Origin of the sequence: Streptomyces sp. SCL15-4, assembly GCF_033366695.1 — a bacterium.
Taxonomy (GTDB): Bacteria; Actinomycetota; Actinomycetes; order Streptomycetales; family Streptomycetaceae; genus Streptomyces.
This window is the reverse complement of the sequence record NZ_JAOBTQ010000001.1, coordinates 3,102,404-3,115,265: the sequence shown is the minus strand read 5'-3', so window position 1 is coordinate 3,115,265 and position 12,862 is coordinate 3,102,404. Positions and strand designations below refer to the sequence as shown.

Here is a 12,862-nt window from a genome sequence, read left to right as displayed (position 1 = left end):
CCCCCTGACAGGCCCGTCGCGTCGTCCGCGCCGGGCGTTCAGGCCATGGTAGGCATCTTCGGCCCAGCCCGTGACGGCCTGTGGATAACTGTCTGACCTGCGGATTCTCCTCGAAGCCTGGAGTTGTCAGGAGCAGACCAGGCCGGCCTTCGGCACCTTGCCGTCCAGCAGATAGCCGTTCACCGCGCGCTGCACACACTTGTTCTTGCTGTCGTAGGCCCCGTGCCCCTGGCCCTTGTACGTCAGCTGGACACCCACGCCCTTGCCGAGCGCGTCCACCATCTTCTTCGCGCCCTGGTACGGGGTGGCCGGGTCGCCGGTGTTGCCGACGACGAGGATCGGCGCCGCACCCGGTGCCCGCACGTCGGGATGGGCGGCGGCGCCGGGCACCGCCCAGTCCGTGCAGCTGACCAGGCCCCAGGCCAGGTAGTCCCCGAACAGCGGCGAGGCGGCGCGGAACCGGGGCAGTGCCCGCCGGACGTCGCCCGCGGTGTACCGCGCCTTGTCGTCGGAGCAGTTGATGGCGGCGTTCGCCGCGGCCAGATTGCTGTACTCCCCGTTCTCCCCGCGGCCGTTCATCGAGTCGGAGAGCAGCATGAGGATCTTGCCGTCGCCGTCGTACGCCTCCTCCAGCCCCTCGGTCAGGTACTCCCAGAAGTCCTTCGAGTACAGGGACTGCGCGATGCCGTTGGTGGCGGCGGTCTGGGTCAGTTCGCGCGGGGAGATGCCCGGGATCGGCTTCTTCTCCAGGTCGGCGAGCAGCTTCGCGATGCGCTCCTTCACCTCCTGCGGGGTGCTGCCGACCGGGCATTGCGTGGTCTTGGAGGTGCAGTCCCGCGCGAAGTTGTCGAGCGCGAGCTGGAAGCCCTTCGCCTGGCCCAGCGCGCTCTGTTCGGCGTTCTGCGTGGGATCCACGACCGCGTCGAAGACGGCCCGGCCGACGTGCTCGGGGAACAGGTGGGCGTAGACGCCGCCGAGTTCGGTGCCGTAGGAGATGCCGAAGTAGTGCAGTTTCCGGTCGCCGAGGACCTGGCGCATCAGGTCCATGTCCCGGGCCGCGTCGGTGGTGCGCACATGCGGAAGGACCTTCTCGGAGTTCTTCTCGCAGGCCGTGTTGAACTCCCGGGTGCGCCGCAGCAGCTGGGCGCGTTCGGCGGCGTCGTCCGGAGTGGCGTCCTGCTGGAAGTACTCGTCGAGCCGGGCGTCGCTCTCGCACCGCACCGGCGCGCTGCGGCCGACCCCGCGCGGGTCGAAGCTGACCAGGTCGTAGCGGGTGCCCAGGGTGGTGTAGTCCGGGCCGAAGGCGGGCAGCGTGGTGACGCCGCTGCCGCCGGGGCCGCCGAAGTTGAACACCAGCGAGCCGATCCGCCGGTTCGCGGGGCCGCTGGCCCGGGCGCGGATCAGGGCGATGCCGATCGTGTCGCCCTTGGGCCGGCCCCAGTCCAGCGGCGCCTTCATGGTGGCGCATTGCCACTCGGTGCCGTTCGGCAGCGGCGTGGGGGCGGTGCCGCCGCCCTCCGCCTCGGACGGGGCCGGGCAGTCCTGCCAGTCCAGCTTCTGGTGGGTGAGGTCCCCGTCCTCGGAGCGGCCGCCGCAGCCGGCCGGCGCGGCGAAGAGCAGCACAGCGGACGTGGTCAGCGCGGCGGCGCGCAGCCGGGAGGGGTTCGCCATGCTCCCCATCGTGAGCGCGCGCACGACGGCCCGCGCGGGGCGCGGGCCGTCCGGGCTACATCACCGGGCGCTCAGAGGGCTCCCTTGCGGGTGAGGTGGTTGAAGGCCAGCCAGCCGGGCAGCACCGGCAGCCACAGGGTCAGCAGCCGGAACAGCAGGACGGCCGGCGCGGCGACCTCCTTGGGCAGGCCCACGGCGATCAGACCGACCGTGAGGGTCGCCTCGACCGCGCCGACACCGCCGGGAGTGGGGGCCGCGGAGCCGAGCGCGTTGCCGGCGAGGAAGACGACGGCGACGCTCGCGATGCTCAGCGACACCGAGCCGTCGCCGAAGGCCCGGATGGAGGCGTCCAGGCACATCACGAAGCAGGCGGTCAGCAGCAGCATGCCGCCGATGCCGGTCACGAGCTTCTGGGGCCGCTGGAGGACATCGAGCATGCGCGGGACGACGCCGGCGAACAGCGACCTCACACGCGTGGCGACGAATTTCCGCAGGAACGGCACCGAGGTGACCACGAGGACCAGGACGGCCACGGTCAGCAGGCCCGCGATGACCGTGCGGGACGGCGACAGCGACGGCGTCTTCTCCGTGCCGGTCAGATAGCCGAAGGACAGCAGCATCAGGATGTGGCAGCCGAGCCCGAACAGCTGTGAGGCACCGACGCTCGCCACCGCGAGTCCCGGGCGCACGCCTGCGCGCTGGAGGAAGCGCGTGTTGAGGGCCACACCGCCGACCGCGGCCGGGGCCACGATCTTCACGAACGACCCGGCGACCTGCGCCGCCACGGTCCGCGGGAACGGCACCCGCTCCGGTACGAAGCCCAGCAGCGCCATGGCCGCGGCGACGTAGCTGAGCGCCGAGAACAGCACCGCGGCGATCACCCAGCCCCACTGGGCCTGCGCGAACAGCGTGGCGAACTCGATGTGGGTCAGCTGCGTCAGCAGGTAGTACGCGCCGATCGCGCCGGCGATGAAGCTGATCAGCGTGCGCGGCCGGATCCGCTCCAGACGGGCCGGTTCCACGGGCGCCTGGGGCCTGATCAGCAGTACCTGGTGCCGGATCTGGGTGAGCAGATCCTCCTCGCGGGCCTCTTCCAGGGCCTCGTCGATGGCCCGCTTCTCCGCGCGCTGCTCGGCGCGGACCGTCTTCTTGTCGGGCTTTCCGGCCTCCGGCGCGGGCGTTCCGGACGCCTCCTCCAGCCGGGCCTGCTTGGCCTGCCGGGAGGCTTCGAGCACCGCCTCGCGCTCGCGCTGGGCGCGCTCCCGGGCCAGTCGGCGCAGCGTCGCGCGCGTGGAGCGCGTCAGCGCGATCGGCTGGAGCATCGGCAGACAGTCGGCGACCGCGTCCGGGCCGAGCACGCCGACCGCCGAGGCCACGGCGCGCTCGGCGCCGACCCGCAGGCCGAGCGTGGTGACCAGCTGGGCGACGTCCATGCGCAGCAGCAGTTCCCCGGCCGCGATCTCGCCGCCGCGCAGCTCGGTGAGGATCACCCTGCCGGAACGATCCACCAGAATCGCGTCACCGGCGAGCCTGCGGTGCGCGATGCGCCGCGACTGCAGCGCCCGTACCTGGTGCCAGGTGTTGCGCAGCAACTCGTCGGTGATCTCGTCGTCGGCCAGCGAGTCCAGGGTGCGTCCCCCGGTGTGCTCGTAGACGAGCATCACCGCGTCGGGGCCCAGTTCGGAGGTGGCGATCAGCTTCGGCGCGTTGGCGCCCGCCGCGATCGCCGCGTACGCCAGCAGTGCCTCCTGCTCCAGCGCCTGGCGCAGCGACTGGAGGCTGGAGCGGGTGGCGAAGCCGCGCAGGGTCAGATTGCGCCACGCGCGGTAGAAGAAGCCCTGCGCCTGCTGTTCCCGGTCGACGACCGTGACGTCCAGCGGAGGACCGTCCTCCAGGGTGACGAAATAGCGCCGGCCCCGGTCGCCGCTCTCGGCCTCGGCGGCGTCCTCCCGGGAGGCGCTGACGGGGTGGAACCCCACGTGCCTGAGCCCGGCCATCAGGGTCTGGCCGGTGGGGCGGACGTTGGGGGAGCCGACCGCGTAGAGGGTGCCGTAGGCGACGGACCAGCCGATCAGCACCGTCAGGATGATCGAGAAGGGGGTCGTGTAGCCGGTGACCAGCATCGAGAACGCGTCGAGCAGCAGCACGATCCACAGCACCGCGCGCCATCTGGGCCTGCGGGACATGCCGACGGCCGACATGTAGGCGATCACGGGCGCCAGATAGCCGTGCACCGGATCGGTCAGGGCGTGGATGTCGCCCGGCGAGGGCTGGGTGAGCGCCTCCTGGATGGAGTCCGGGGCGGCCCGGGCGACCCACAGGTCGGTGGCGAGCGTCACCCCGTGGGCCAGGACGGCCGCGAGGACGCCGTCGGCGATGCGCAGCCCGTCCCGCTTGATCAGCCGCTCGATGGCGAAGGCGACCGGCACCAGCAGGATCGCGATGCTGGACGCCAGCCCCGCGATCTTGATCAGCAGGTCCGGGGCCTGGCCGGTGCCCTTGTTGATGTCCTGTTCCAGGCCCGAGGTGGTGCCGTGCGCGAACGCGGCGATCGCGAGGAGCACCGCGATGGCCAGGACGCCCACCAGGAGCCGCATGAGGTCGGAGGGACGGTGCACGCGCGCGGGGAGCAGCGGTTCGTCGACCGCCACCCGCTCGGCGTGCGGGTCGTCGTCGTACGGCAGGTGGTCCGGGGGCGTGCTTCCGGCACCGGACGCCTCCTCGGAGGAATCCGTGCCGCCGTCCTCACGCGCGCGCGTGCCGTCGTCCTCGGGCGCCTCTTCGTCCTCCGGCGCGCTGTCGTTTCCGGTCGTCCCGGTGTCCTCGGACGCGCTCGCGTCCTGGCGTACGGCGTCGTTCCCGGGCGGCGGGCCGGTGTCCTCCCGGTGTGCGCCGGTGCCGTCCTCGCCCGCGCGGGCGGTGTCCGGGTGCGCGGAGGCGTCAGGGGTGCCCGCCGCTCTGTCGGGGTGCGCGCCCTGCTCGTTCATGGTCTCTTCTTGGTCTCGTATCACCAGTCACCGCCCGCACGATGGTGGCATGTCCCACCGGCGCCCCGGGGCATCAGGGTGCGGATGCGCGGGCGCACAGTCTGCCCGAAGCCCCGCCCCGGGGCGAGAGGACCGTGCGTCACGCACCCCGCCGGGATGTCGGCGCGGTGCGGCAGGATGGGGTGGATGAGCGAGCAGAGCCCTCCCGAGAACGCCCGCGAGGGGTACGCGGACGAGCTGCCGGAGTACGCCGAGCGGGTCCTGGAGGTCGCCGAGCGGATCCCGCCGGGCCGGGTCATGACCTACGGCGACGTCGCCGAGTGGCTGGAGGAGGGCGGACCGCGGCAGGTCGGCCGGGTGATGGCCCTCTACGGAGGCGCGGTGGCGTGGTGGCGGGTCGTCCGCTCCGACGGCGTGCTGCTGCCCGGACACGAGCTGCGCGCGCTCGCCCACTACCGCGCGGAGGGCACCCCGCTGAAGCAGGCGGGCCGGGCCGCCCAGGGCCACCTGCCGCGGCTCGACATGCGACGGGCCCGCTGGGACGGCGGCACGGACGCGGAGGGTCACAACTGACAGCTTCCGCCATCGGATGCCGCCGTGGCGGACCCGTGGCCCGTTCGGGTGACATCGGGGACGTCCGTGGCATGCCGTACGTTCGTGGGGGGTGGGACACGCGTGGCCCCGGCGCCCCGAGGGAGCAGACGGAAGACCTGCTTCCGTCCGGAGCGGCGGCGTAGCGTCGCCGGCACGTGTCCCCCTCATCCCGCGGTCACCGCCCCACGCGCGCGACCGCCCGCCCACCAGCACAACCACCAGGACCGGCCGATCACGTGAGCTCCTCTTCGTCCATCAGGCGCCTGTCGCACCCCGCGGTGCGACAGGGGAGACGTGGCGCCTACCGACTGGTGCGTACCCCGCCACCCGTGCCGGACCCCCCTCGTCTGGACGCGGCGCAGCGTGCCGTGGTTGACCACCGCGACGGACCGCTGCTCGTCCTCGCCGGCCCCGGCACCGGCAAGACCACCACCCTCGTGGAGTCCGTGGCCGCCCGGATCGCCCGCGGCGGCGACCCCGCCCGGATCCTGGTGCTGACGTTCAGCCGCAGGGCCGCCGTCGACCTGCGCGACCGGATGGCCCTGCGCATGGGCGCCGCCCGCGCGCCCCGGGCGACCACGTTCCACTCGTACTGCTACGCCCTGGTCCGCGCACACCAGGACAGCGACCGCTTCACCACACCGCTGCGCCTGCTCTCCGGCCCGGAGCAGGACGTCACCGTCCGCGAGCTGCTCGCCGGCCAGCCCGAGCTGGAACGGCTCGGGCTGACCCACGTGCGCTGGCCGGACGAACTGCGCGCCTGCCTGACCACGCGCGGCTTCGCCGACGAGGTCCGCGCCGTCCTCGCCCGCACCCGCGAGCTGGGCCTCGGCCCGGAAGCCCTGGACGCCTTCGCGCGCCGCATCGGCCGCCCCGACTGGCGGGCCGCCGCCGCCTTCCTCGCCGAATACCTCGACACGCTCGACCTCCAGGGCGTGATCGACTACGCGGAACTGGTCCACCGCGCGGTCCCGCTCGCCCGCCACCCGGAGACCGCCGCCCGGCTCGCGGCCCAGTACGACGCCGTGTACGTCGACGAGTACCAGGACACCGACCCCGCCCAGGTCCGGCTCCTGCACGCCCTGGCCGGCCAGGGCCGCACCCTGGTGGCCTTCGGCGACCCCGACCAGTCGATCTACGCCTTCCGCGGTGCCGACGTGAACGGCATCCTGGACTTCCCGGCCGCCTTCCCGCGCGCGGACGGCCGCCCCGCCCCCGTCCAGGTGCTGCGCACCTCCCGCCGCTCCGGCGCCGCCCTGCTGGCCGCGACCCGCCTGATCACCCGCCGCATGCCGCTGACCCGGCTGCCCGCCGACAAGGTCCGCGCCCACCGCGACCCGGCCCCCGTGCGGGAGGGCGGCCGGGTCGAGGTCCACACGTACCCCACGGCCGGCGCCGAACTGGACAACATCGCGGACATCCTGCGCCGCGCGCACCTGGAGGACGGCGTCGCCTGGAACGACATGGCCGTACTGGTCCGTGCCGGCTCCCGCACCCTGCCGACCCTCCGCCGCGCCCTCACCGCGGCCGGAGTCCCCGTGGACATCGACGGCGACGATCTGCCGCTGCGGCACGAGCCGGCGGTGGCGCCGCTGCTCACGGCCCTGCGCGCGGTCGCCACGGCGGCGGCACGGCCCCGCGCGGAGGAACCCGCCGACGGCCCGGACAAGAGCGCGTCGCCCGCCGGGGAGCGCGAGCGCACGGGCGAGAGCGCGTCGCCCGCCGAGGAAGCACCGGCCGCCGAAGGCACCGGTGCGCGGGCCGCCGGCAGGGGCGAGCAGGCCACGGAAGGCACCGATGAGCAGGCCGCCACCGAAGGCGCCGGCGTGCACGTCGTCGACAGCGGTGTGCAGGCCGCCTCCGGATCCACCGGCGTGCAGGCCACCGAAGGCATCGTCGAACCGGCCGCCGACCCCGGCGAGCAGTCCGCCACCGAAGCCGCCGATGAGCAGGCCGCCGGCACCCGCGCCCCGGCCCCCGACGCCCCCTGGCTCGACACCGACACCGCCCTCACCCTGCTCGCCTCCCCGCTCGGCGGCATGGACGCCGCCGATCTGCGCCGCCTGGGCCGGGCCCTGCGCGAGGAGGAGCGCGCCGCCGGGAACCCGCTGCCGCCGCCCTCCGACGAACTGCTCACGCGGGCGCTCGCCGAGCCCGAGCGCCTGACCGTGCACGACCCGGCGTACGCGCGCGGCGCGCAGCGTCTCGGCGCCCTGCTGCGCAAGGCCCGCGAGCGCCTCGCCGGCGGCGGCACCGCCGAGGAGGCGCTCTGGGACCTGTGGGAGGGCACACCGTGGCCGGCGCGTCTGGAGCGGGCCGCCCGGCGCGGCGGCGCGGCCGGCCGCAACGCCGACCGGGACCTGGACGCCGTCTGCGCGCTGTTCGCCACCGCCGCGCGCGCGGAGGAGCGCACCGGCGGCCGGGGCGCCCTGAACTTCCTGGCGGAGACCGAGGCCGAGGACATCGCCGCCGACACCCTCACCCGCCGCGCGATACGCCCCGACGCCGTCCGCGTGATGACCGCGCACCGCTCCAAGGGCCTGGAATGGCGGCTGGTCGTCGTCGCCGGCGTCCAGGAGGGCCTGTGGCCCGATCTGCGCCGCCGCGGCTCGCTGCTGGAGGCCGACCGCATCGGCCGCGACGGCCTCGCCGAGCCGCTGCCCCCGGGCGCGCTGCTCGCCGAGGAACGCCGGCTGTTCTACGTCGCCGCCACGCGCGCGCGGGACCGCCTCGTGGTCACCGCGGTGAAGGCACCCGCCGACGACGGCGACCAGCCGTCCCGGTTCCTGACCGAGCTGGGCGTGGAACCCAAGGACGTCACCGGGCGCCCTCGCCGCCCGCTGTCCGTCGCCGCGCTCGTCGCCGAGCTGCGCGCCACCACCGTCGACCCGCGCGTGTCGGCCGCGCTGCGCGAGGCCGCCGCCCGCCGGCTCGCCCGGCTCGCCGCGCTCGCCGACGAGGACGGCCGCCCACTGGTGCCGTCCGCCCACCCCTACCGCTGGTGGGGCATGTACGAGCCGACCGAGAGCAAGGTGCCGCTGCGCCACCGCGACCAGCCGGTGGTGCTCTCCGGCAGCGCCCTCGACCAGCTCGCCAACACCTGCGCGCTGCAGTGGTTCCTCGGCCGCGAGGTGAAGGCCGACGCTCCCGCCACCACCGCGCAGGGCTTCGGCAACGTCGTGCACGTCCTCGCCGACGAGGTCGCTTCCGGCCGCACGCCCGCCGACCTGGACGTGCTCATGGAGCGCCTGGAATCCGTGTGGAACGCGCTCGCCTTCGACGCGCCCTGGAAGTCGCGGCAGGAGAAGGACAACGCGCGCGTGGCGCTCGAACGCTTCCTGAACTGGCATGTGCTGGACCGGGCCGGCCGCACCCCGGTGGCCAGCGAGCAGGACTTCGACGTCACCCTCGAAGCGGGCGACTACCAGGTCCGCATCCGCGGCCAGATGGACCGCGTGGAGAAGGACGCCGCGGGCCGGGCCTACGTCGTCGACTTCAAGACCGGCAAACAGGCGCCCACCGCGCGCGAGGTGGAGCACCACCCCCAGCTCGCCGTCTACCAGCTCGCCGTCCGCGAAGGCGCCGTCGACAGCGCCTTCGACGGCGCCCGCCCCGAACCGGGCGGCGCCGAACTGGTCCACCTCCGCCAGGGCGCCGCCAAACGCGACGGCGGCGACAGCCTGCCCAAGACGCAGACCCAGGAGCCACTGGCGGGCGAGTGGGTCGGCGAACTGCTGGCCAACGCCGCCGGAAAGGTCCTCGACGAGCGGTTCACGCCCAGCGCCGGCCAGCACTGCGCGCACTGCGCGTTCCGCGCCTCGTGCAGCGCGCGGCCGGAGGGCCGGCACGTCGTGGAGTGAGCGTCCGCGGCAGGAGTGACATACCCCACGACCCGCGCTGACCTGCGCGTCTTCCGCCCAGGACGACCGGTGCGCACCCGAATGTCAGTGCCCGCCGCTAGCCTCTTTCGACATGTCCGCCCGTATCACCGATCCCGAGCAGCTCAAGGAGCTGCTCGGCATCCCGTTCACCCCGGAGCAGACGGCCTGCATCACCGCGCCGCCCGCCCCGCAGGTGATCGTGGCCGGCGCCGGGTCGGGCAAGACCACCGTGATGGCGGCCCGCGTGGTCTGGCTGGTCGGCACCGGACAGGTCGCCCCCGAACAGGTCCTCGGCCTGACCTTCACCAACAAGGCCGCCGGCGAGCTGGCCGAACGCGTCCGCAAGGCGCTGATCAAGGCCGGGGTCACCGACGCCGATGCCTTCGCGCCGCCCGGCCGCCGCCCCTCGGAGACCGCGCCGCGCGCCGACATCCCCTGGCCGGACCCCGACAACCCGCCGGGCGAGCCCGTCATCTCGACGTACCACGCCTTCGCCGGCCGCCTGCTCACCGACCACGGCCTGCGCATCGGCCTGGAGCCCAGCTCCCGGCTGCTGGCCGACGCCACCCGCTACCAGCTCGCCGCGCGCGTGCTGCGCGAGGCCCCGGGGCCGTACCCGGCGCTGACCCGCTCCTTCGCCGACCTGGTCAGCGACCTGCTCGCGCTCGACTCCGAACTCGCCGAACACCTCGTCGACCCCGAGGAACTGCGCGCCTGGGACACCGGCCTGCTGCGCACCCTGGAAGGCGCCAAGCTCACCAACGCCGACCTGCGCAAGGTCCCGGAGGCGGCCGCGGCCCGCCGGGAACTCGCCGACCTCGTCCAGCGCTACCGAACCGAGAAACGCCGCCGGGACCTGCTCGACTTCGGCGACCAGATCGCCCTGTCGGCCCGCCTCGCCCGCATCCCCGAGGTGGGCCGCCTGCTGCGCGAGGAGTTCCGCGTGGTCCTCCTGGACGAGTACCAGGACACCTCCGTGGCCCAGCGCGTCCTTCTGGCCGGCCTGTTCGGCGGCGGCACCGGCCATCCGGTCACCGCCGTCGGCGACCCCTGCCAGGCCATCTACGGCTGGCGCGGCGCCTCCGTGGCCAACCTGGACGACTTCCCCGACCACTTCCCGGACGCCGACGGCCGGCCCGCCGCCCGGCAGGCGCTCAGCGAGAACCGCCGCAGCGGCGGGCGCCTGCTCGACCTCGCCAACGGCCTCGCCGCGCCCCTGCGCGCGATGCACGCGGGCGTGGAGGCCCTGCGCCCGGCTCCCGGCGCCGAGTACGACGGCACGGTCCGCTGCGCCCTGCTGCCCACCCACGCGGAGGAGATCGACTGGATCGCCGACTCCCTCGCCCACCTCGTGCGCACCGGCACGCCGCCCGGCGAGATCGCCGTGCTGTGCCGGACCGCGGCCGACTTCGCCGAGATCCAGGGCGCCCTGGTCGCCCGGGACGTCCCCGTCGAGGTGATCGGCCTGTCCGGGCTGCTGCACCTGCCCGAGATCGCCGACCTCGTCGCCGTCTGCGAGGTCCTTCAGGACCCCGGCGCCAACGCCGCCCTGGTACGCCTGCTGACCGGACCGCGCTGGCGCATCGGCCCCCGCGACCTCGCCCTGCTGGGCCGCCGCGCCCGCCTGCTCGTCGCCCACGCGCGCGTGGACGCCGGCGACGACCCCGACCGCCGGCTCGCGGCGGCCGTCGAGGGCGTCGACCCGGCCGAGGTGATCTCGCTCGCCGACGCCCTCGACACCTTCCTGGAGACGCCGATCGAAGGCGACGGGGACGACGACGGGCTGCCGTTCTCGCCGGACGCGCGCGTGCGCTTCGCCCGTCTCGCCACCGAGCTGCGCGACCTGCGCCGCTCGCTGTCCGACCCGCTGATGGACGTCCTGCACCGCGTCCTCGCCGTCACCGGCCTCGAAGTGGAGCTGTCGGCGTCCCCGCACGCGCTGGCCGCCCGCCGCCGCGAGACCCTGTCCAACTTCCTGGACGTCGCCGCCTCCTTCGCCGCGAGCGACGCCGAGGCCACCTTGCTGGCCTTCCTGGGCTTCCTGCGCACCGCCGCCCAGTACGAGAAGGGCCTCGACAACGCCCTGCCCGGCGGCGAGAACACCGTCAAGGTGCTCACCGCGCACAAGTCCAAGGGCCTGGAGTGGGACGTCGTGGCCGTCCCCGGACTCGTCACCGGCACCTTCCCCAGCGCCCAGGGCCGCGAGAAGTGGACCGCCCAGGCCAAGGTGGTCCCGCACGCCCTGCGCGGCGACACCGACACCCTGCCCGACGTCGACAGCTGGGACGCGCGCGGCATGAAGGCCTTCCACGAGGCCATGAAGGACCACCAGCACACCGAGGAGCTGCGCCTCGGCTACGTCACCTTCACCCGCCCCCGCTCCCTCCTGCTCGGCTCCGGTCACTGGTGGGGGCCCAGCCAGAAGAAGAGGCGCGGCCCCTCCGACTTCCTGAAGGCCCTGTACGACCACTGCGCCGCCGGGTACGGCGAGATCGAGGCGTGGGCGGAGGAGCCCCCCGAGGACGCGGAGAACCCGGCCCTGCACACGGCGACCGCCGACCAGGTGTGGCCGCTCCCGCTGGACGCCGGCGCGCTGGCCCGCCGTCGCGCCGCCGCCGAGACCGTCCTCGCCCACCTCGACGCCCTCGCCGCCCGCCCCGAGGGCCCCGCCCCGGCCCCGCACGACCCGGCCGACGACGAAGACCCGGACTGGCCCGCACCGCCGGACGGCGACCCGTACGACGACCTGTACGGCGAGGAGCCGTACGACGGCCCGTACGACGACGAGCCGCCCTACGACGACCCGCACGGCGCGGGACCGTACGACGGCATCCCCCACGAGGAGGACCCGCCGCCCTACGGAGAGCACCCCGGCGCCGAGGACTCCGGCGACCCGTCCGGCGCCCTCGCCTCCGCCCCGGACAGCCCCGCCGGCCTGGTCCCCCACCAGGCGTCCGCCCCGCAGGACGCTCCCCGGCCCGCCACCGCGCTCACCCCGGAGGAGGCCCGCACCGTCGCCTCCTGGGACCGTGACCTGGACGCGCTCGCCGGGGAGCTGCTGCGCGCCCGCCGGGCCGTCACCGACGTCCCGCTGCCCGCCACGCTCACCGCGTCCCAGCTGATGCGGCTCGCCGAGGACCCCGACGGACTCGCACAGGAACTCGCGCGCCCCATGCCGCTGCGCCCGCAACCGGCCGCACGCCGGGGCACCCGGTTCCACGCCTGGGTCGAGGCCCGCTTCGAGGAGCTGACCCTGCCCCTGCTGGAACCGGACGAGCTGCCCGGCGGCGACGACGCCGAGATCGCCGACGAGGACGACCTCGAAGCCCTGAAGCAGGCCTTCGAACGCACCGAGTACGCCCGGCGCACTCCCTACCGTGTCGAAGCGCCCTTCCAGCTCACCCTCGCCGGCCGTGTCATCCGCGGCCGCATCGACGCCGTCTACAGGAACGGCGACGGCGACGGGGCGACGTACGAAATCGTCGACTGGAAGACCGGCCGCACCCACACCGCCGACCCGCTCCAGCTCGCCGTGTACCGCCTGGCCTGGGCCGAGCAGCAGGGCGTCCCGCCCGAGTCGGTCACGGCCGCCTTCCTGTACGTACGCGGCGGCGAGGTCGTACGCCCCGAGGGCCTGCCGGACCGGGCGGCGCTGGAGCGGCTGCTCACGGGTGAGACGCAGAGCACACGGGAGGCGAGCTGAGTGTGACGAACCGCCCGCCGAGGTGG

5 protein-coding genes are annotated in these 12,862 nt (G+C 74.5%); 3 read left to right on the top strand and 2 right to left on the bottom strand.

What is annotated here, in order from left to right; all coding sequences use genetic code 11:
* Positions 1 to 126 precede the first annotated feature (126 nt).
* Both SCK26_RS13290 and SCK26_RS13285 read right to left on the bottom strand, forming a co-directional pair.
* Positions 127 to 1,671, bottom strand: coding sequence for an alpha/beta hydrolase (locus SCK26_RS13290; RefSeq protein WP_318201514.1), 1,545 nt, complete (start codon positions 1,669 to 1,671; stop codon positions 127 to 129).
* Positions 1,672 to 1,742: 71 nt separating this feature from the next.
* The gene (locus SCK26_RS13285; RefSeq protein WP_318201513.1) at positions 1,743 to 4,658 is read right to left on the bottom strand and encodes a lysylphosphatidylglycerol synthase domain-containing protein; all 2,916 of its coding nucleotides are present in this window, start codon (positions 4,656 to 4,658) and stop codon (positions 1,743 to 1,745) included.
* A 186-nt stretch (positions 4,659 to 4,844) separates the two neighbouring features.
* On the opposite strand from SCK26_RS13285, the gene SCK26_RS13280 reads away from it, so the two are divergent.
* The 3 genes from SCK26_RS13280 to SCK26_RS13270 all read left to right on the top strand — a co-directional run bounded on the left by SCK26_RS13280 (position 4,845) and on the right by SCK26_RS13270 (position 12,836).
* On the top strand, positions 4,845 to 5,231 hold the full coding sequence (locus tag SCK26_RS13280) for an MGMT family protein (RefSeq protein ID WP_318201512.1): 387 nt from the start codon (positions 4,845 to 4,847) through the stop codon (positions 5,229 to 5,231).
* A gap of 257 nt (positions 5,232 to 5,488) precedes the next feature.
* Positions 5,489 to 9,112 carry an ATP-dependent helicase gene (locus SCK26_RS13275; RefSeq protein WP_412080736.1) on the top strand — a complete coding sequence of 1,208 codons (3,624 nt, stop codon included), beginning with the start codon at positions 5,489 to 5,491 and terminating at the stop codon, positions 9,110 to 9,112.
* 112 nt (positions 9,113 to 9,224) lie between these two features.
* A complete protein-coding gene (locus SCK26_RS13270; RefSeq protein ID WP_318201510.1) occupies positions 9,225 to 12,836 on the top strand; it encodes a UvrD-helicase domain-containing protein in 3,612 nt (1,203 codons plus the stop codon).
* Positions 12,837 to 12,862 lie beyond the last annotated feature (26 nt).